Raw genomic sequence first — 20490 nt, forward strand, 5'->3', positions numbered from 1 at the left:
CCTCACACTTCCAGCCACTCCTTGCGCACGTCGTCGCGCTGGCGCAGTTCCTCTGGCGTGCCTTCGAACACCACCTGCCCGTGGCCCATGACATAGACCCGGTGCGCGATATCCATCGCAATGGCCAGCTTTTGCTCGACCAGCAGGGTGGCGATGCCGCGCCTGGCGATCTCTTGCAACAAGTCGGCCACACGCTGCACCATCTGCGGGCTCAGGCCTTCGGTCGGCTCGTCGATCATCACCAGGTCGGGGTCGCCCATCAGCGTGCGGCACATGGTCAGCATCTGTTGCTCGCCCCCCGACAACACCGACGCCTCGACATCCGCGCGTTCGTCGAGGTTGGAGAACAGGTTGAACATATCCTGCATCGACCACCGGCCCGCGCCGTCCTTCTGCCCGGGCTTGAGGCCCAGCGTCAGGTTCTGCCGCGTCGTCAAGCCCGGAAAGATGTCGCGGTTTTCCGGTACGTAGCCGATGCCGAGGTTGGCGATCTCGAAGGCCTTGCGGCCCGCGATTTCCTGCCCCTTGAACCGGACCGATCCACGCGGAGTGACCTCGCCCATGATGGCCTTGCAGGTGGTCGAGCGACCCACGCCGTTGCGGCCCAGCAGGGCCACGATCTCGCCCTCCTGGATGTTCATCGTCACACCCTGCAGGATGTGCGACTTGCCGTAAAAGGCATGCATGTCTTGAATTTCGAGCATCAGTGTTCGGCCTCCAGCGCGGCGCCAAGGTAGGCTTCCTGAACCTTGGGATTGCCGCGCACCTCTTCGGGTTTTCCGGTTGCGATGATTTCGCCGTAGACCAGCACCGAAATGCGGTCGGCAAGGCCAAAGACCACGCCCATGTCATGCTCCACCATCACCAGCGTCTTGTTCACGGTGACCTTGCGAATGAGGTCCACGATGTAATCCGTCTCCGAATGGCTCATGCCCGCCGTCGGCTCGTCCAGCATGATGACATCGGCGCCCCCCGCGATGGTGATCCCGATCTCCAGCGCACGCTGCTCGGCATAGCTCAGCACGCCTGCAGGCAGATCGCGGCGGTTGGTCAGGTTGATCTGCTCGAGGATCGCATCCGCCGCCTCGGTCAGATCGCGCGACCGCGCCACCATGTGCCAGAACGAATACTTGTACCCCTTGGACCACAAAAGCGAACAGCGCACGTTTTCGAACACCGTCATCGCGGGAAAGATGTTGGTGATCTGGAAACTGCGCGACAGGCCCATGCGGTTGATCTGGAACGGCGCCAGCCCCGCGAGGTCCTGACCATGCAGGCTGACGGTGCCGGAGGTGGGCGGAAACCTTGCCGTGATCAGGTTGAACAGCGTGGATTTTCCGGCACCGTTCGGCCCGATCACCGCATGGCGTTCGCCTTTTTCGATCGACAGGTCGATGCCGCGGATGATCTCGGCCTTGCCGAAACTTTTCTTCAGCCCCGATATATCGAGCGCGGGCGCGGGCGCCGAAGAACGGTTCATCGCGTTCATGCGCTCTCCTCCTCAAGTGAATTGGCGCGGTGCCAGGCCGCGCGCAGGGTGGGCATGTTGCGGCGCATGATGGCAAATGCAACGACCGTGATGACCAGCGCCATCAGCCACGGCACGACGGCATGGCTGTCGAATGTGGTCCAGAACAGCGTCATCTCGCTTTCGCCCAAGGGCGCGTGGCGCAGATGAAAGATCATCTCGATCAGCGCACACAGGCCGAAAATGCCGATGATCGCGGGGATCAGCGTGATGATATAGGGCACCACCAGATGTCCCGCGCGGCCCAGCCGGAAGGCCGGAACATGCATCATCAGAACCCCCGCCAGGCCGCCGGGAAAATACATCACCGTCGCCACGAACAAGGCCCCGACATAGAGCTGCCAAAGCTCGGTCTGAAGGCTGAGCACGGTTTGCAGCAGCGTGAACACGATGGCACCGATGATGGGCCCGAAGAAGAACCCGATACCGCCAAGGAACGTGATCAGCAAAATCGCCCCCGATTGGGTCAGGTTCAGGTTTTCCTCGGTCAGGATCTCGTAGTTGATGGCGAAAAGCCCCCCCGCGATCCCGGCGAAGAACCCGGAGGCGCAAAAGGAATAGAACCGCACCCAGCGCGCGGAATAGCCGAGGAACTCGGCCCGTTCGGGATTGTCGCGGACCGCATTGGCCATGCGCCCCACCGGCGTGCGCGAGAAGAGATACATCAGCAGCGCCGACACGATCAGCCAGAACACGATCAGGTAATAGACTTCGATCTGTTGCAGGAATTCGACGCCAAAGAACGGCAGGCCATAGGTGCGGTCGCCGCTCACGCCTTCCTCTCCGCCGAAGAACGCCACGATGATGATCGAACAGGCCGCGATCAATTCACCCACGCCAAGCGAGATCATGGCAAAGACCGTCCCGGCCTTGCGCGTCGAAAACGACCCCACGATGGTGGCCAGCCCCAGCCCGAACAGCCCGCCGAAGATCGGCAGCAAGGGCAACGGCAGCGGCAGGCTCATGTCCTCAACCATGTTCATGATGTGGACGCAGAAGAACCCGCCCACGCCCATATAGACCGCGTGGCCGAACGACAGCATCCCGCCCTGCCCCAACAGCATGTTGTAGCTGAGCGCGAAGATGATCGTGATTGCCATCTGGTTCATGATCGTGATGGCGGAGTTGGATTGAAAGATGAAGGGCATCGCCAGCAGGAACAGCGTGGCAATGACCCAGGGCGCGGCGCTCAGCGTGCTGATGCGGCCGGCGCGCAGGTTGGTCGGTGTGGTGGCTTGCTCGGTCATGCGTCACGCTTTCCAAACAGGCCCTGCGGGCGCAGCACCAGGATCAGCACCATCAGAAGATAGGGCAGGATCGGGCCGATCTGCGGCAAGGTCAGTGTCCAAAGATCGCGCAGCGCGCTGTCGTCCAGGTCTTCGGGCATGGTGAACCCGATGGCCATCAGGATATCGGCGAACGCGATATTGTAGGCGGCGGCGAAGGTGGTGATCCAGCCGATCAGCAGCGATGCGACCAACGCGCCCCAAAGCGACCCCAACCCGCCGATCACGATGGTCACGAACACGATGGAGCCCAGCAGGAACGCCATGCCGGGGAACGTGCCAAGCACCGGCCCCGCGATCACGCCCGCCACGCCGGCCAGCGCGGTGCCCACGCCAAAGACGCCCATGAACACCAAAGGCACGTTGTGGCCCAGCGCCTCGACCGTGCGCGGATAGCTGAGCGCAGCCTGGATGATCATGCCGACGCGGGTGCGCGTGAGGATATACAGCAGCGCGATGAAGATGCCCACGGACACGAAGATCATGAAGATCTTGTACGCCGGGATCGAGTTGCCCGCGATCGCAAAGGCGGTGAATTGCAGGACCTCGGGGATGTCGTAGGGCATCTGGTTCTTGCCCCACAGAAACTGCACCAGCTCTTCGATCAAGAGCGCCAGGCCGAAGGTAAATATAAGTTCGGGCACATGCCCGTATTGGTGGACCCGCCGCAGCCCGTACCTCTCGACCCCCGCGCCCAACACGCCCACGATCAGCGGCGCGATCAGCAATCCCATCCAGAAGCCGAAGAACAGGCTGATCTGGAAGGCGAAATAGGCACCCAGCATGTAGAAACTGGCATGGGCAAAGTTCAGCACACCCATCATCGAGAAAATGAGGGTCAGGCCGGCCGACAACATGAACAACAAGAGTCCAGTCACCAGCCCGTCGATCAGATTGACGAGTATGAGGTCCATAGCCCCTCCGGTCGGGTCAGATTACAAGGGTCGCGGCGTGTGCGGCCCCCTGCCCCGGACGAACCGGGACAGGAGGCCAGAAGCGCGGATCAGGGGCGCTTCATGTCGCAGGTGCTGGGGCTGTCCATCGCCGCCATTTTCACGGTTTCCTCCGTGACAAGCCCGAAGCCGGAGTTGTCGTAGTCAAAGGTCACACCTTCGTCGGTATGGGCGTGAATATGCATGTCCTGAATGGCCTGATGGTCATTGGGGCGCATGAATACCTTGCCGCCCCACATGCTGTCGTATTCCATGCCTTCCAGCGCGGTGGCGACGGCGACCACATCATCGGCGGTTCCGGCATCTTCGATCGCCAGCTTGAGCATGTCGATCACGTTGAAGATGCGGGACTGGTCGATGTTGCCGTCCGGGTACTTGGCCTTGTAGGCGGTGTACATGTCCGCCGCTTCCTGTGTCGCGGGGGGGTTGATCTCGCCCTGCGCGATCAGGCGGATGGTGCCCTTGCCCTGCTCGCCGAAGGCCGCCGTGATGCCGGATCCGGCGGCATAGTAGGTATAGATCGGCCCGGTATACCCGTTCTCGATCACCGACTTGCCAAGACCCAGCATGTCAGAGCCCCAGTTGCCGGTGATGACCGCATCCGCACCCGATGCCACGATCTTGCGCGCGTAGGGCGTGAAATCCTTGACCTTGCCGATGGGGTGCAATTCGTTGCCGACGATTTCCACGTCGGGGCGTTTCGCGCCCAGATTGGCCACCGCCGCATCGGCCACCGCCTTGCCGAACGAATAGTCCTGCCCGATGATATAGACCTTCTTGATGCTGTCGTCCTTTGCCATCACATCGGTCAGCGCATCCATCTTGATGTCGGCGTTGGCGTCGAAACGGAAGTGCCAGAAGTTGCACTTGTCGTTGGTCAGCGCCGGATCGACGGCGGCATAGTTGAGAAACAGGACCCGGCTGTCGGGGTTGCGCTTGTTGTGCTTTTCAACCGCTTCGGTCAGCGCGTTGGCCACGCCCGAGCTGTTGCCCTGCGCGATAAAGCGGATGCCCTGATCGATCGCGACCTGAAGCTGGATCAGCGATTCCTTGGGGCTGATCTTGTTGTCGAAGGCGACGATTTCGAACATCTCGCCACCCAGCACACCGCCCTTTTCGTTCACCAGCTTTTCAGCCGCGAATTCGAACTGGTGCAGACCGTTCGTGCCGGTGCTGGCAAAGGGCCCCGAAAGCGGGTCGATGAACGCGATCTTGATCGTATCTGCGAAAGATGCACTTGCACCCATCACCAAGGCCAGCGCGGTTGTCACGCCAAGCGTGGTCGTTTTCTTGAGCATTTGGTTTCCTCCCTAGGACGGCCCCAACATGTTTGAATGCATCTCATGTGCGTCGGGTCCTTGCGAAAGCCTTGCACAACGGGGACCAAAGTCAAGCTTTTGGCGCACCCCGAAATGAATCTCGTCCGGGCCGGTTTCTACCCGTTGTGAAATGCTGCGCTGCACTATCCGCGACGGCCGCGTCAAACCACGTTCGGCGGGTCCGCAAACACCCACTTGAACGACAGGACATCATCGCGCATCGCATTGTTATAATTAAATTATTCACAACAACACCTTGGCCGGGAATCCATCGAGGGCAGCGACGCGACCAGGCGGGCACGCGGACCATCCGCGCGCGTATCTCGCACTTGCAGCAATATTCAGGGGCGATAACCGCCGCGCCGAACCGGGAAATACTGTGGCGGCAAGGCGGATCGACGCCGCACGTTTGGCGCGAATTATTCCGCTCTGCGGAACTACCTTCCGCCCGGTTGAATCACTTCGTCACCAGCGCGCGGCCCAGACCTCAGCCCCGGATGCTCAGCGCTTCGGCGGCCTGGATCAGACGCTTGGCATAAACGCTTTCCAGTTGGCGCTTCTTGACGTGAAACGACGGGCCGCCAACGTTCAGCCCATAGACCCGCGACCCGCCCAGCGAATACACCGGCACGGCGATGCCATTCACATCCGCCCGCCACTCGCCGTAGCCGCTGCAATAGCCGACATCGCCGTATTCTTCCTGGGCACGGGCAAAGCTTGACAGGCGTTCGGCCTGCGTGTCCGGTTCCGTCCGGGCGGCGTAGTCGAAGATCTCCGCGCGCTCGTCCTCGCGCATCCCCACCAGGATCGCCCGGCCGATGGCCGAGAAAAACAGCGGCAGGCGAGAGCCCACACGCATCGACAGCGACACATCCTCGCGCGAGGGCTGGACCGCGACATAGACCACATCGAGCCGGTGGCGTTCACCCAAGGCCACCGTGATATAAGAGTTCGGGCCGTTGCGCAGGGCGGTCATCTCTTCCTCCGCCCGCTCGCCGATATCGAGGCCCGCCATCACGCCAAAGCCAAGTTGCAGCACCCCCGCGCCAAGCCGGTACGTGCCGGTGCGCGCATCGGCAACAAGGTAGTCGAGCGCACAGAGCGTATGCGTCAGCCGCGAGATCGTCGCCTTGGGCAGCCCGGTGCGATCGGCGAAATCCGCATTGGTCAGCGTGATCTCTCCGGGTTGGTAGCAGCGCAGGATATCCAGCCCCCGCGCCAGCGCGGTGACGAAATTGCGGTCTTTCGCCTCGGCCGGGTCGGTGGTGAATTCCGATTGCGCCATCCTCAACCCTCGTTCAGCGCCCTGAGACCGTTTTCCGCAAAGACCGGCACATATTGCCCTACCTTCAGGGCGCGCTCGGGGTTCGAGGCATTGCCATCCAACGCGCGTTTCAGCACGCCCTGAATGATCGCCGACATCCGGAAAAAGCAGAACGCGAGGTAGTACCCGAAGTTGTCCACCCCCGGCAGCCCGCGCCGTTCGCAGTAGCGCGCGATGAATTCGGCATCCGTGGGCAGGCCAAGCGCCGCGCGGTCGATCCCCGCCAGCCCGCGCCCTTCGGTGCCCGCGGGCATCTGCCATTGCATGATGACCGACGCCAGGTCGGCGTAGGGATGTCCGATGGTCGACAGCTCCCAATCCAGCACGGCCAGGCACCTGGTCCCCTCCGCCTCGAAGATCATGTTGTCGATGCGGTAATCGCCATGCACCAGTGTCCGTTGGCCGTCGTCTTTGGGCATCCGGGCGGCAAGGTCGTCCATCAGCTTGTCCATCGCGGGGATCGTTTCGGTCTCAGACGCCCGGTACTGCTTGGACCAGCGGCCCAGTTGCCGCTCGAAATAATTGCCGGGGGGGCCATAGTCGGACAGGCCGACCGCATCGACATCGACCTCGTGCAGGGCGGCCAGCACGCGGTTCATGTCGTCGATCACCGCGCCGCGTTCGGCGTTGGACAACCCCTCCATCCGCGGATCGGTAAAGTTGCGGCCCGCGACGTGATCCATGATGTAGAAGGCCGATCCGATGACGTCGTCATCGTCGCACAGCAGATGCATCCGGGCGACCGGAACGTCGGTGCCGGCCAGCGCCTTTTGCACGCGGAATTCACGGTCCACCGCATGCGCCGACTTGAGCAGCACGCCCGGTGGCTTGCGGCGCAGGACATAGGAATGACCGGGCGTTTTCAGCAAGAAGGTCGGGTTGGATTGCCCGCCTTGGAATTTGCGTGCCTCGATCGGCCCCTCGAACCCCGGCAGATGCGCTTTCAGGTAGGTTTCGACCGCCGCGATATCCAGCGTTTGCGTGTCCATGATCGGGTCCTCAGCTATAGGTCAGAAGCGGCGCGGTTTCGGCGCTGTCAAGATGCGGGGTCGCGTTGAACTGGTGCAGGAAAACGCGCCCTCTGGAAAAGACGAACTTGGTCATCGAGGTGTTCTTTACCTGCAGGTTCAGGTTCATCATCTGTGCCGGCGGTGCGCCCAGCGTGCTGGCCGTCAACTGCCCGATGGGCCCGCCGGAGGACACGACAAGCACTCTCTCCGCTTTGTCCTGCGTGGCAAAGACCAGGGCCTCCGCGACACGGGCGGCAAAGCCCAGCCATGTTTCGCGGGCGCCCACCAGGCCACCGGCCTGCCACTCCAGAATGGTCTCGCGCAGGGTGCGAAAATGCGTCTTGCGATCCGCCTTGACCATGTCCGGAACCTTGCCACCGAATTTGACGTGCAGCAGATCGTGAAAGTCGTATTCGTTGAAGCCCGCGTGCTGTTCCGGCGCGGCGTCGAACCCCATCGACCGCAGTGTTTCGGCCTGCCGCGTCAAGGTGCCGGTGAGCAGCCGGTCGGGCACCCAGCCGTTCGCGCGCAGCGCGTCGCCCGCCAGTTCGGATTGCCGGTGCCCCAGATCGGACAGGCGGTCGTAATTGTCCTGTCCAAAGGACGCCTGCGCGTGGCGGATGACCAGAAGCTCGGCCATGTCAGTCCGCGAACTCCGCCGCCAGCCGTTTTCCGGCGGCGATGTATTCGCGCTCCACCCGGTCCACCAGCGTCGGCACATCCGTGACGGCCTGAACCGCGCCGATGCCCTGACCCGCGCCCCAGATCTCCTTCCAGGCCTTCGGTTTGGACGATCCCGACGAGAAATTCATCGACGACGCGTCCGCATCGGGCAGGTTGTCGGCATCCATCCCGGCGGCGGTGATCGACGGCTTGAGGTAATTGCCCGACACGCCGGTGAACAACGACGAGGTCACGATATCCTCGGCCCCGGAACTGGCGATCATGTCCTTGTACCCTTGCTGCGCGTTGGCTTCCCTGGTGGCGATAAAGGGCGACCCCATATAGCCCAGATCGGCCCCGAGTGCGCGCGCCGCCAAGAGCGCCTCGCCCGTGGCGATGGCACCCGACAAGAGCAGCGGGCCGTCGAACCAGCTACGGATTTCGCGGATCAGCGCAAAGGGCGATTGCTGCCCGGCGTGCCCGCCCGCGCCCGCGGCCACGGCAATCAGCCCGTCGGCGCCTTTTTCGATCGCCTTGCGGGCAAAGGTGTTGTTGATGATGTCATGCAGCACGATCCCGCCACAACTGTGCGCGGCCTCGTTGACCTCGACCCGCGCGCCCAGCGACGTGATCCAGATCGGCACCTTGTGGCGGGTGCAGATTTCGAGATCGCGGTCCAGCCGGGTGTTCGAACGGTGCACGATCTGGTTGACCGCAAAGGGTGCCGCGGGGCGGTCGGGGTTGGCCTGGTTGTGGCGGTCCAGCTCTTCGGTGATTTGCGTCAGCCACGCCTCCAGCAGCGGCGGCTCCCCCTCGGCCTCGCGGGCGTTGAGCGCGGGAAACGATCCCACGATCCCCGCCTTGCACTGTGCGATCACCAGGTCCGGCACCGAGATGATGAACAGCGGCGAGGCCACCATCGGGATGCGCAGCCCCTGCAACGCTTTTGGCAAATGGGAATCGTCTCTCTTGGTCATTGTCGGTCTTTCTGGCTTTGAGGTCGCCCGGCGCATCATCTGTGCCGGGCGGTTTGTGTCTGGCGGCGGCGGGGGGCGTCAGAGAACTTCGAAGAGGCCCGCAGCGCCCATGCCGCCGCCCACGCACATGGTGCAGACGACATATTTCACGCCCCGGCGCTTGCCTTCGATCAACGCGTGGCCGACCATCCGCGCGCCGGACATGCCATAGGGGTGGCCCACGGAAATCGCACCGCCGTCCACGTTCAGCAGATCGTCGGGGATGCCCAGCTTGTCGCGCGAATAGATCACCTGGCAGGCGAAGGCCTCGTTCAGTTCCCACAGGCCGATGTCGTCCATGGTCAGCCCATGCGCCTTGAGCAGTTTCGGTACGGCAAAGACCGGGCCGATGCCCATTTCGTCGGGCTCGCAGCCCGCGGCCATCACGCCCACGTAGCGGCCCAGCGGTTGCAGGCCCTTTTGCTCGGCGACCTTCGCCTCCATCACCACGGCGGCAGAGGCGCCATCGCTCAACTGGCTGGCGTTGCCGGCGGTGATGTACTTGCCTTCCTTGATGTGGATCCCGTCCTTGAACACCGGCTTGAGGCCCGCGACGTTGTCATAGCTGGTGCCGGGGCGGTTGCCCTCGTCCTTTTCCAGTGTCACGTCGCGATTGCTGATCTCCTTGGTCTCCTTGTCCTGCACCATCATCGTGGTGCTCATGGCGACGATCTCGTCGTCAAAGCGCCCGGCCTCCTGCGCCGCTGCGGTCCGCGCCTGGCTGCGCACGGCGTATTCGTCCTGCGCCTCGCGGCTGATGCCATAGCGTTCCGCCACGGTCTCGGCGGTTTCCAGCATGGACATGTAGATCTCCGGCTTGTGCTCCTTCAGCCAGCCATCGGCCTTGACGCGCATCTCGGGGGTTTGCACCATCGAGATGCTGTCCACGCCGCCGCCCACGACCACGTCCATGCCGTCGGTGATGACCTGCTTGGCCGCCGTGGCGATTGCCATCATGCCAGAGGCGCACTGACGGTCGAGCGACATGCCCGCCACCGTAACCGGCAGGCCCGCGCGGATCGCGGCCTGGCGGGCGATGTTGCCGGCGGAATGACCCTGCTGCAGGGCCGAGCCGATCACGCAATCCGCGATTTCGGATCCATCGATTCCTGCGCGTTTCACCGCGTTCTCGATGGCATGTGCGGCCAGCGCCTGTGGCGTGGTGGCGTTGAATGCCCCCCTGTAGGCCTTGCCGATGGGGGTGCGGGCGGTAGAGACGATAACGGCGTCACGCATGGGTGAATTCCTTTTTCTGGGGTGGGGTCAGTCGCCCCAGGGCAGCGTCAGGCCACGGGCCTCGGCCGCCTTGCGGGCGTATTTTCGGGTTTGGGTGAAAGCATCGCCAAGCTCTTGCTGGCCGTGCGGGTCGGTGATCCGGTCAAAGGCGGCGGCGACGGCTTCGGGCGTGTTGTCGCCATCCAGAAGCGTCACGCCTTCGGTCTCGTAGATGCGGGTCTGCGCGAAGCTGCCGGCGCCCGCCCCCAAGATGACGCGCGACGGCGCGTCGTCACTGACCAGATACAGCAGGCCCGGTGTGATCGTCTCGGGCGCCAACAGGTCCAGCGCCTCGGGCGGGAGCAGGTTTTCGGTCATGCGCGTGGCGGCCGTGGGGGCCAGCGTGTTGACGCGGATGTCGTCGCGCGCGCCCTCGATATGCAGCACGTTCATCAGCCCCACCATCGCCGCCTTGGCCGCGCCATAGTTCGACTGGCCGAAGTTGCCGTAAAGCCCGGACCCCGAGGCCGTCAGCACGATGCGGCCGTATTTCTGCGCTCGCATGATCGGCCAGACGGCGTGACAGCACGTCGCGCTGCCCATCAGATGCACGTCCACGACCTTGCGGAAATCATCCAGCGTCATCTTGGCAAAGGTCTTGTCGCGCAGGATGCCCGCGTTGTTCACAAGGATGTCGATGCGGCCCCAGGCCTCCATCGCGCGCGCCACCATATCGGCCACGCCCGCCTCGTCGGACACGTCGGCGCCATGCGCCATCGCCACGCCGCCCGATGCGCGGATCTCCTCCACCACCGATCCGGCGGCCTCGGACGATTGTCCCTGGCCGTCCGTGCTGACGCCCAGATCGTTCACCACTACCCTGGCCCCGCGCGCGGCAAGACCCAGCGCATGACTGCGGCCCAGGCCCGTGCCCGCCCCGGTGACGATGGCCACGCGGCCGTCAAAGTCGATCGTCATGGCACGCCTCCCTCAGCTTAGCGCCGCGTCAAAGATGTTGGGCCCGCACATCACGTTTATCCCTCCCGATACGGGGATCACCGCCCCGGTGACATAGGCCCCGCCCATGCCGCACAGAAACAGCATGCAACCGGCGATATCCTCTGCCCGGCCCACCCGGCGCAGCGGCACGTCCTGGCCCACCTTGTCGCGCATGTCGTCGTCGGCGGTGGCAAAGGCGGTCATGCCCGACACGAACGGCCCCGGCGCCAGCGCGTTGACCGTGACGGCATGCCCCGCCAACTCCTTACCCAGGATGCGCGTCAGGTGATGCACCGCCGCCTTGGACGCCGAATAGCTGTAGGCGCCGTCGCCCATCTCGCGTTCGCCCATAACAGAGCCCACGTTGACCACCCGCGACGGGTCGTCGCGCGTGCCGGATGCGACCAGCATCGGCAGCAGTTTCTGCGTCAGGTCGAACAGCCCGGCCACATTGACCGACATCACCTTGTCCCAGGCGCCAAACGGAAACTGGCCCATTGGCGCGCCCCATGTCTTGCCCGCGTTGTTCATCAGGATATCAAGGCTCTCGCTGCGCTTTTGCACCTCGGCCACCAGCGCGTCGACACCCGCCTCCGTGCCGACGTCGCCCGCGAAGCCCTCGGCCTTGCCATGCGCGCCCAGCGCATTCAGATCCCCGGCCACTTCGGCGCAGGCGTGGCCCTTGCGGCTGGCGATCAGCACATGCGCGCCGGCGCGCACCAGCGCCTCGGCGGCCATGCGGCCGATTCCGGTGGCGCCGCCGGTGACAAGGGCCGTCTTGCCGGTCAGGTCAAAAAGTTTTTGCGGTGTCATGTCAGTCCCCTCAGAACCCGCGCAGGCCGGCGACCACCTCGGCGTGGTGGCCATAGTCGCCCAGCCATTCGGCCGCGACGCGCGCGCGTTTCATGTAAAATCCCATGTCGTAGGCGTCGGTCATGCCGATGCCGCCGTGCATCTGCACCCCTTCCATCACCGCCAGCTGCGCGGTCGCGGTTGCGCGCGCCTTGGCCAGCGATACCGCGAGCGTGGCATTTGCCGCGTCCTCGTCCAGGGCCCGCCCCGCGTGCAGGATGGCCGATGCGGTCACTTCGGTCTCGCACCACAGGTGTGCGGCGCGATGCTGCAACGCCTGAAAGCTGCCGATGGGCACGCCGAACTGCTTGCGTTCCTTGAGATACGCAACCGTCATGCCGAAAGCCCCCGCCGCCAACCCCGACATTTCGGCGGCCAGGGCGGCCTGCCCCGCCTCCAGCGCGGGGCGCAGGACGGTCATCGCGTCATCGACGGCGCCCAGCACGTCGTCGCCTGTCGCGGCCACATCGTCAAAGCGGATGCGCGCGCTGTCGCGGGAGTCGATCATGTGCTGCGCATCGCGGGTGATGCCCTCGCGGTCGGCGGGAATGTCAAAGAGCGTGAGGCCGCCGCCGGTTCGCGCCAGCACCAGCAACCGATCCGCCAGCGCGCCGTCCACGACAAAGGTCTTGGCGCCGGACAGGCGAAACCCGTTGCCATCCGCCTTGGCCTCCATCTCCGTCGCGTCGGGGGCGAACTTGCGGCCCTCGTCCACCGCCAGCGCATAGGTCGCCTCGCCCGCCGCGATGGATTTCAGCGCCGCGATGCCGCGCGCGTCGCCCACCTGCTTCAGCGCGGTCGCGGCGATCACGGCCGTGGACAGGAATGGGCTGGTGACCAGTGTCTTGCCCATTTCAGCCGCCAGGACACCGGCGGCGGCATGGCCCATGTCCGACCCGCCCGCATCCTCGGGGATCAGGATTCCGGCCCAGCCCATCTGCGCCATGTCGCGCCATAGCCTGGCGTCGTGGGTCTTGCCCGCGTCGCGCAGGCCGCGCAGGTGCGACACCGGGGCCGCGCCATCCAGAAATCCGCGGGCGCTGTCGGCCAGCATGGTTTCTTCTTCGGTATGGATCAGTTTGGTCATGGTTTACCCCGGCAATCCCAGAACGCGCCGCGACACGATGCTCAGCATCACCTCGGATGTGCCGCCCTCGATCGAATTGGCCTTGGTGCGCAGCCAGTCGCCCGCGCGGTTGCCCAGCGGACCGTCCCATTCCAGCGCGTCGCTGCCGCCCGCGGACATCAGCAGTTCATGCCGCTGCTTGTTCAACTCCGTGCCCATGTATTTCAGCATGGCCGAGGCATCGCCGACCCCGCCGCCGGCCTCTGCCTTGTCCTTGTACCGCTCCAGCGTGAGGCCAATGGCCAGCGCGTCCACCTCGCAGCGCATCGCGGCGGCGCGCAGGGTGGCGTCGGTCAGGCCGTGCCCGCCCGCATCCTCGGCCAGAACGGCCCCGAGGGGGCGCCCCCCCTGCAATCCCTGGCCCCCGCCCGAGATCATCTCGCGCTCGTGGGTCAGCAGGTATTTCGCCACGTCCCAACCGCGGTTTTCCTCGCCCACGATCTGCGATTTCGGCACCTTCACATCGTCAAAGAAGGTCTCGCAAAACGGTGATGCGCCGGAAATCAACTTGATCGGCCGGGTCGAGACGCCATCGCTTTGCATGTCGATCAGCAGAAAGGAAATGCCCTTGTGCTTGGGCGCCTCGCGGTCGGTGCGCACCAGCGCGAAAATCCAGTCCGCCTTGTCCGCGTAAGAGGTCCAGACCTTTTGCCCGTTGACCAGCCAGTGATCGCCCCTGTCTTCGCCGCGCGTCTGCACGCTGGCCAGATCGGAGCCGGCGCCGGGTTCGGAATAGCCCTGGCACCAACGTATGTCGCCGCGCGCGATGGGCGGCAGATATTGCAGTTTCTGCTCGTGCGTACCGAAATGCAAAAGCGCGGGCCCCAGCATCCAGATGCCGAAACTTTGCAATGGCGGGCGCGCGTTGATGCGGCCCATTTCGGCGTGAAAGATTTTTTCCTGGTCCCGGGTCAGCCCGGCACCGCCGTAGTCGCGCGGCCATGTGGGCACGGTGTAGCCCTTGGCGGCACAACGCTCGAGCCAGTCCTTCTGCGCGTCCGACTGGAACCTGAACTGCTTGCCACCCCAGCAGATGTCATCCTCGCTCGCGGCCCCGTCGCGCATCTCGGGCGGGCAGTTCTGCTCAAGCCAGGCGCGCAGATCGGCGCGAAATTCCTGTAGGTCCGTGCTCTCCGGCATCCCGTTTCCTCCCCCGTGATGCTGCGGCCGGCGTGGCGGCGCCGACCATTCCGCTGTGCAGAATTGCATTTCGAATTTCAATTGACAAGACGGTTCTGCCCCGTCCCTACTGCCCGCAAATCATACGACATCCGACCACAGGGAGACACGAAATGAAAGCCATGCTGAGCACCGAACCCGGTGGCCCCGAAACGCTGAAGCTGACCGAGATGCAGACGCCCGAGCCGAAAAAAGGCGAGGTGCGGCTGCGCGTACATGCGGCGGGGGTGAACTTTCCCGACACGCTGATCATTCGCGATCTCTACCAGATGAAACCGCCGCGCCCCTTTGCGCCGGGCGGCGAGATCGCGGGCGTCGTCGAGGCCGTGGGCGAGGGTGTGACGGCGTTGAAATCCGGCGACAGGGTGCTGGCGCTGACGGGCAGCGGCGGGTTTGTCACGCATATCTGCATCCCCGCCGCAACCGCGATCAAGATCCCCGACGACATGCCGTTCGAAGATGCCGCCTGCTTCATCTTCACCTACGGCACGTCGCATCACGCGCTCAAGGATCGCGCCAAGCTGCAAAAGGGCGAGACGGTCCTGATCCTGGGGGCGGCGGGCGGTGTCGGCAGTGCCGCGATCGAATTGGCCAAGGCGGCGGGCGCGCGGGTGATCGCCGCCGTATCGTCACAGGACAAGGCGGATTTCTGCCGCGATCTGGGCGCGGATGAAACACTGGTCTATCCACGCGAGCTTGACCGTGACGCGCAAAAGGAATTGTCGGGCCAGATCAAGAAACTGGCCGGGTCGGACGGCGTGAACGTGGTCTATGACGCGGTGGGCGGCGACTACGCCGAACCCGCCCTGCGCGCACTGGCATGGGAGGGGCGCTTTCTGGTGGTGGGCTTTCCGGCGGGCATCCCCAGGATCCCGCTGAACCTGACGCTTCTGAAGGGCAGCCAGATCGTCGGCGTGTTCTGGGGCGCGGCCGTGCGGATGGACCCCGAAGGCCACGCCGAAAACATGCGCGAGCTGTTTTCGATGTATTCGAGGGGACAGGTCAAACCACGCATCAGCGCCACCTTTCCGCTGCAGGATGCACCCAAGGCGCTGGAGCTGATGCAGGACCGCAAGGTGCTGGGCAAAGTCGTGCTCAAGATCGACTGACCGCTAGTCCAGATGCGCCACGTCGTTGAACCCCCGCACGAACATCTGCTCGCCCAGCACAACAAGACGGCTGATCGAGCCGTTGGCGGCGCCGTTGAAGGCAAAGGGTTCCGCCCCGCTGGCCACCGCCATCGCGGCCCCGATGACACCGCCGTGCACCACCACGGCAATCTGTGCGTCGGCGTGGCGCGCCGCGATGCGCAACAGCGCCGCGCGGACGCGCCTGTGCAGCGCGGCGGTGGTTTCCGCGCCCGGCAGTTCGCCCCATTCCTGGCGCGCGCGGGCGCGTTCGAACTCGGGCGCGCCCTCGGCCGCCTTGATGCGGTAAAGCCCGCCGTCCCAGTCGCCCAGGTGCACCTCGCGCAGATCAGGCTCTATCACCGGGTCGATCCCCAGATGCCGGGCCAGCGGCGCGGCGGTCTGATGGGTGCGGCGCAGCGTGGTCACGTAGATCGCCGCCAGCGGCGCCGATTTCAGCCGCTCGCCCACGCGGCGCGCCTGCGCCTCGCCATCGGGATGCAGGGCCGGGTCGCCATGCCCGTCCTTCATCGCAAAGGTTGCCCCCGGGCGCGCGGGCTCGCTTTCGCCATGCCGGATCAGCAGCATGTCGCAGGCCCCGGCAGGCGGGCGATAGACGTGTTGGCGGTATTCCGTGGTCATTGGCGCTCTCTCTTCCTTGCGGTTCCTTGCGTGATAGCGGCCCCTGCCCCCGCATGGCAACCGACCCGCCCCGTCCTCTCTCGATCCCAACGAAAGACATGCCAATGAACACCTACCAGATCATCGTCGCCGAATTGCCCGAGGGCACACTGACGTCCGGCCACTTCAAGATGCGCGAGGTCGCGATGCCGAAACCGGCGGAAGGCGAGGTGCTGTTGCGCACCATCCTGATGTCGATCGACGCCGCGAACCGGTCGTGGATGCAGGGCGCCACCTATCGCGAAGCCGTCAAGGCGGGCGACGCGATGGCGACCTATGCGATCTGCGAAGTGATCGAGAGCCGCAGCGACCGTCTGGCCCCGGGCGATATCGTCGCGGCCGAAAGCACCTGGTCGGAGCATGTCGCCCTGCCCGCCAACAAGGTGCAAAAGCTGCCCGATGTGCGCCCCCTGTCGAACCTGTTGTCGGTTTACGGCATCGCGGGCAAGACGGCCTATCACGGGCTGATCGGCGTGGGCCGCGCGATGGCGGGCGAAACGGTGCTGGTGTCTGCCGCCGCCGGGTCGGTGGGCGGCTACGTCGGGCAGATCGCCAAGGCGATGGGATGCCGCGTGGTGGGCATCGCGGGCGGCGAGGAAAAATGCAGATGGGTGCGCGACACATTGGGTTTTGACGACTGCGTGGACTACCGGGACAAATCGTTTTTCAAGGCCCTGCGCGCCGTCTGCCCCGAGGGCGTGGATGTCTATTTCGACAACGTCGGCGGCAGCGTTCTGGAATCTGCGTTGTTCATGATGAACGAACGCGGGCGCGTCGTATGTTGCGGCGCGATCAGTCAATATGACAGCACCAAGCCGACGGGCCCGCGAAACCTGCCGGGGCTCGTCGTCGTCAAACGCCTGCGTATGGAAGGATTCATCGTGATGGATTTCGCCCGCGACGATGCCCGCGCCCTGCGCGCGCTGCGCACATGGGTCGACGCGGGCCGGATCAAGGTGACCGAGGACATCACCGACGGGCTGGCCAGTGCCCCCGGCGCGCTGATCGGTTTGCTGGCCGGCGACAACAAGGGCAAACGCATGGTGCGCGTCGCACCGGACCCGAAATAAGGAGAGACCCCGATGACCCCATTGCAAGCCGCCGTGGCCGAAGCCGAAACCCAGATCGGCACCGAGGTCGGCGTGTCGAATTGGATCACCGTCGATCAGAAGATGATCGACGAGTTTGCCAAGACCACATTTGACGAACAGTGGATTCACGTCGATCCCGTCCGCGCCGCCGCCGAGACGCCCTTTGGCGGCAGCATCGCGCACGGGTTCCTGACGTTATCGCTTGCCAGCAGGTTCGCTTATGACTGTTTCGGAATGCTGCCGAGGCAGGTCATGGGCATCAACTATGGCTTCAACAAACTGCGCTTTCTCACGCCCGTGCGCGCGGGGGCCCGGCTGCGCGGTCGGTTCACACTGCAAAACGTCTCTGCCCGGTCAGAGACGGACATGCTGCGCGAAAACCTGTTGACCATCGACATCGAAGGGCACGACAGGCCCGCCTTGATTGCCGAATGGTTGGGCCTGGCCGTTTTTGCCCCGAAGTGACGCAAGGTAAGCTTCTGACGCAAATTGTGTCAGGCAGCTAAAATTCGTGAATTTCCCGTTATTTTATGCTATGCAGGTTGTATGAAGCGAGTCTGATACGCCTCAAGACTAGGATAACCCTGAAGCCAGAGCGTAATTGAGATGCTTCTTGAAACCGCCGCGCTGCCCGCGGCGGTTTTTCACGCGGGATACCCCCTGCGATGCCGCGCGATGCATTCGATTATTTCTGCACGCTGCGCAAAAATTCCAGAATATCGGCGATCGGGGCACTGGTCATCACCGGCTGGCCGCTGGGCGTCTTGAACGTCACATCACTGCCCTCAAAGAACCATCCATAGACGGGCATGTCGCTGCCGTGGCTCACCAGCGGATCGCGCCCGTCGATGCGTGTCACGATACGCTCTACCGGAAATCTGCCGTCATTGCGCTGCGTCAGCGTCGTCAGGTTCGACGGCTGAACCAGCAAGGCCGAGGCCATCGGCCCGTCGCCTTCGGCGGCACCGCCGTGGCAGGCCGCGCAATATTCGAGGAACAAGTCCGCGCCCGCGACCACGTCCTGTGCCGCAAGCGGCCCGGCCGCAGACGCGATCAGAAACGGCGCAAGAACACAGGTCGCCAGACCGGTTGCGATACGCATGAAACACCCTCCGAAATGCCTGTCGGTATCGGTGTAGCCGGACCCGTGCGGCGCGACGTTGATCCACGTCAAACCGTGGAACGCCCCGGGCAGGGGTCACAAATCAGAGCGGCCTGGGCTGTCCGGCCCCCCGCCGAGGCATCGCAACAGACCCGTCCCATCCCCTGCAGCGGTTGTTCCGGCAGGCGGATCGAGACATTGTCGCCCCGAAGGACCTTGGTCTTGCGCGGGCCGGACAGTCCCGGTGTCTCAAACGCTGTCCGGCCCGCGCGAAGAGGCCGCGCGGGGATGTGGCCCCCGCGGCCCGTCGGGGTCACAGGATGAAATCATCCGCGCCGATGGTGGGGGCGCCGCTCAGTTCCAGCACCCAATCGGCGGATCCGTTGCCATCGGCGTCGCCGATCAGCAGCCCGCCCCCGGCGAAGTAGTAGAACGACGACGTGCCGCCCCCGCTCAGCCCCGCGGCGCCGTTGAACTGGGTCTCGAGCGCGGAGAGGTCGATCTTGTCGGTGCCGCTGGTGAAATCGGTGATCACATCGCGCGCCGCCCCGACGCCGATCTGCGCGGCCGAGTTGAACACGAAGGTATCGACCCCGGGCCCGCCGGTGACGACATCGCGTCCGGCGCCCGCGACGAAGGTGTCGTTGCCCGTGCCGCCATAGACCCGGTTGCCCCCCGCGCCGCCATAGATCACGTCGTTACCCCCGCCGCCGCCGACATTGTTGTTGCCGACGCCGCCAAAGATCGTGTCCGCACCGGCATTGCCGCGGATGATGTCGTTGCCGGCCCCGCCGCCCACGAAATCGCCGCCACCCCCGGTAAAGATCAGATCGTCGCCATCGTTGCCGAAGAGCCGGTTCCGATCGGTATCGCCGCCGCCGTAGATCGTATCGTTGCCGCTGCAGCCCTGGACGGTGTCATTGCCGAACGACCCGAAGATCGAATTGGCCCCGGCGCCGCCATAGATCACGTCATTGCCCGCACCGCCACCGCCGGTGTCATTGCCCAACCCCAGATAGATCACGTCGTTGCCGGCTTCGCCCACCACGAAATCGTTGCCCGCGCCACCGGCCAGGAGATCGTTCCCCAGACCGTCGCCGCCGTAGATCGTGTCGTTGCCGTTGTCGCCAAGAACAGTATCGTTGCCGACGCCGCCCGCCAGGTAGTCGTCGCCATCGCGGCCCGAGATATTGTCGTCGCCGCCATCGCCGCGCAGATCGTCGTTGGTGACATGCCCCAGCATCCTGTCGTTGAACGCGGTGCCGATGATGCGCTCGATGTTCGACAGGACCAGAGCATCCGCCCCGACCGTGGTCGGAGTGTCGCCGGAGAGATCCAGATCAAGCAGATATGGCGCGGTCCGGCCCGGCACATCGGGCAGAGCGCTGAAATTCAGGATGTCGAAGCCCGCGCCGCCATCTACCGTGTCCGACCCGCCACCGGTCGTGATGATGTCATCGCCGCCGAGTGCGAGGATGATCTCGGTCGCGGTTGTGCCATTCAGGGTATTCGCGCCTTCGGTGCCCCGGATCGTCGTCGGAACGAAGATCGCCAGGTCCGCGACCTGACCATAACTCAGCGTTCCATCCGTGAATTCGAAGCTCTCGACATCGTTTGCGTAGAAATCGACACCCATGGAGGAGGTCAGGGTCAATCCGCCCGCCACTTCGGCCACGGTGATGCCGGCCTGGCTGACGCCGACCCTTGCAACGTCGATACCGTCGCCACCGCGCAGCGTGTCATCGCCTGCCCCACCTTCCAGAGTGTCCGCACCGATCCCCCCGATCAACTGGTCGTCACCGCCCAGGCCGTTGATCAGGTCATTTCCGGCCAGCCCGTCGATGGTTTCGTTGCCCGCCGTCCCGGTCAGGATGTCATTGCCTGCCGTGGCCGTATTGTTGAGCTGCGAAACGACCTCGGCATAGGTTCTGGTGACATCGGTGAACTGGAACAGTTCGACATCGTTGTCCACGACGTCTGTGCCCTCCGCCGAGGACGTCAGTTGAAGCGCACTGGCAA

20 protein-coding genes are annotated in these 20490 nt (G+C 64.4%); 3 read left to right on the forward strand and 17 right to left on the reverse strand.

From position 1 onward, the window contains the following. Nucleotides 1-2: 2 nt before the first annotated feature. From FDT80_RS06985 to FDT80_RS07050, 14 genes are all read right to left on the reverse strand, one after another. Nucleotides 3-707, reverse strand: coding sequence for an ABC transporter ATP-binding protein (locus FDT80_RS06985; protein WP_138661461.1), 705 nt, complete (start codon nucleotides 705-707; stop codon nucleotides 3-5). Next, complete coding sequence (locus FDT80_RS06990; RefSeq protein WP_246039885.1) at nucleotides 704-1489, reverse strand: ABC transporter ATP-binding protein; 786 nt, start codon at nucleotides 1487-1489, stop codon at nucleotides 704-706. The genes FDT80_RS06985 and FDT80_RS06990 overlap by 4 nt, the downstream gene beginning before the upstream one ends. Next, complete coding sequence (locus FDT80_RS06995; RefSeq protein WP_138661462.1) at nucleotides 1486-2775, reverse strand: branched-chain amino acid ABC transporter permease; 1290 nt, start codon at nucleotides 2773-2775, stop codon at nucleotides 1486-1488. The genes FDT80_RS06990 and FDT80_RS06995 overlap by 4 nt, the downstream gene beginning before the upstream one ends. Then, nucleotides 2772-3728: a branched-chain amino acid ABC transporter permease gene (locus FDT80_RS07000; RefSeq protein WP_138661463.1), complete on the reverse strand. Its 957-nt coding sequence runs from the start codon at nucleotides 3726-3728 to the stop codon at nucleotides 2772-2774. Before FDT80_RS07000 ends, FDT80_RS06995 begins: the two co-directional genes overlap by 4 nt. Nucleotides 3729-3817: 89 nt before the next feature. Further along, complete coding sequence (locus FDT80_RS07005; protein WP_138661464.1) at nucleotides 3818-5065, reverse strand: branched-chain amino acid ABC transporter substrate-binding protein; 1248 nt, start codon at nucleotides 5063-5065, stop codon at nucleotides 3818-3820. A gap of 508 nt (nucleotides 5066-5573) precedes the next feature. Further along, nucleotides 5574-6371 (reverse strand): IclR family transcriptional regulator, encoded by a 798-nt coding sequence (locus FDT80_RS07010; RefSeq protein ID WP_138661465.1) that lies wholly within the window; start codon nucleotides 6369-6371, stop codon nucleotides 5574-5576. A gap of 2 nt (nucleotides 6372-6373) precedes the next feature. Beyond that, nucleotides 6374-7399, reverse strand: a complete 1026-nt coding sequence (locus FDT80_RS07015) for a phosphotransferase family protein (RefSeq protein ID WP_138661466.1) — start codon at nucleotides 7397-7399, stop codon at nucleotides 6374-6376. A 10-nt stretch (nucleotides 7400-7409) separates the two neighbouring features. Beyond that, nucleotides 7410-8060, reverse strand: coding sequence for a histidine phosphatase family protein (locus FDT80_RS07020; protein ID WP_138661467.1), 651 nt, complete (start codon nucleotides 8058-8060; stop codon nucleotides 7410-7412). A gap of 1 nt (nucleotide 8061) precedes the next feature. Then, on the reverse strand, nucleotides 8062-9060 hold the full coding sequence (locus tag FDT80_RS07025) for an NAD(P)H-dependent flavin oxidoreductase (RefSeq protein WP_138661468.1): 999 nt from the start codon (nucleotides 9058-9060) through the stop codon (nucleotides 8062-8064). Nucleotides 9061-9138: 78 nt separating this feature from the next. After that, a complete protein-coding gene (locus tag FDT80_RS07030; protein ID WP_138661469.1) occupies nucleotides 9139-10335 on the reverse strand; it encodes an acetyl-CoA C-acyltransferase in 1197 nt (398 codons plus the stop codon). Between the two features lie 27 nt (nucleotides 10336-10362). Beyond that, complete coding sequence (locus FDT80_RS07035) at nucleotides 10363-11292, reverse strand: SDR family NAD(P)-dependent oxidoreductase (RefSeq protein ID WP_138661470.1); 930 nt, start codon at nucleotides 11290-11292, stop codon at nucleotides 10363-10365. Between the two features lie 12 nt (nucleotides 11293-11304). Beyond that, nucleotides 11305-12126 (reverse strand): SDR family NAD(P)-dependent oxidoreductase, encoded by an 822-nt coding sequence (locus FDT80_RS07040; RefSeq protein WP_138661471.1) that lies wholly within the window; start codon nucleotides 12124-12126, stop codon nucleotides 11305-11307. Between the two features lie 10 nt (nucleotides 12127-12136). Next, nucleotides 12137-13252, reverse strand: a complete 1116-nt coding sequence (locus tag FDT80_RS07045) for an acyl-CoA dehydrogenase family protein (RefSeq protein ID WP_170311805.1) — start codon at nucleotides 13250-13252, stop codon at nucleotides 12137-12139. A 3-nt stretch (nucleotides 13253-13255) separates the two neighbouring features. Continuing rightward, nucleotides 13256-14431 carry an acyl-CoA dehydrogenase family protein gene (locus tag FDT80_RS07050; RefSeq protein WP_138661472.1) on the reverse strand — a complete coding sequence of 392 codons (1176 nt, stop codon included), beginning with the start codon at nucleotides 14429-14431 and terminating at the stop codon, nucleotides 13256-13258. 152 nt (nucleotides 14432-14583) lie between these two features. On the opposite strand from FDT80_RS07050, the gene FDT80_RS07055 reads away from it, so the two are divergent. Continuing rightward, the gene (locus tag FDT80_RS07055) at nucleotides 14584-15579 is read left to right on the forward strand and encodes an NADPH:quinone oxidoreductase family protein (protein WP_138661473.1); all 996 of its coding nucleotides are present in this window, start codon (nucleotides 14584-14586) and stop codon (nucleotides 15577-15579) included. Nucleotides 15580-15582: 3 nt separating this feature from the next. Here the strand turns inward: FDT80_RS07055 and FDT80_RS07060 are convergent, their stop codons facing one another. Continuing rightward, nucleotides 15583-16239, reverse strand: coding sequence for a histidine phosphatase family protein (locus FDT80_RS07060; protein ID WP_138661474.1), 657 nt, complete (start codon nucleotides 16237-16239; stop codon nucleotides 15583-15585). A gap of 104 nt (nucleotides 16240-16343) precedes the next feature. Here FDT80_RS07060 and FDT80_RS07065 point away from each other — a divergent pair, with 104 nt between their 5' ends. Together FDT80_RS07065 and FDT80_RS07070 are read left to right on the forward strand one after the other, a co-directional pair. After that, entirely contained in the window at nucleotides 16344-17348 is a 1005-nt protein-coding gene (locus FDT80_RS07065; protein WP_138661475.1) for an NADP-dependent oxidoreductase, read from the forward strand. A 12-nt stretch (nucleotides 17349-17360) separates the two neighbouring features. Next, a complete protein-coding gene (locus tag FDT80_RS07070) occupies nucleotides 17361-17834 on the forward strand; it encodes a MaoC family dehydratase (protein ID WP_138661476.1) in 474 nt (157 codons plus the stop codon). 220 nt (nucleotides 17835-18054) lie between these two features. Here the strand turns inward: FDT80_RS07070 and FDT80_RS07075 are convergent, their stop codons facing one another. Together FDT80_RS07075 and FDT80_RS19185 are read right to left on the reverse strand one after the other, a co-directional pair. Beyond that, complete coding sequence (locus tag FDT80_RS07075; protein WP_138661477.1) at nucleotides 18055-18471, reverse strand: c-type cytochrome; 417 nt, start codon at nucleotides 18469-18471, stop codon at nucleotides 18055-18057. 313 nt (nucleotides 18472-18784) lie between these two features. Beyond that, entirely contained in the window at nucleotides 18785-20443 is a 1659-nt protein-coding gene (locus tag FDT80_RS19185) for a calcium-binding protein (protein WP_281278388.1), read from the reverse strand. Nucleotides 20444-20490: the final 47 nt, after the last annotated feature.

The organism is Sulfitobacter sabulilitoris (genome assembly GCF_005887615.1).
Taxonomy (GTDB): domain Bacteria; phylum Pseudomonadota; class Alphaproteobacteria; order Rhodobacterales; family Rhodobacteraceae; genus Sulfitobacter_E; species Sulfitobacter_E sabulilitoris.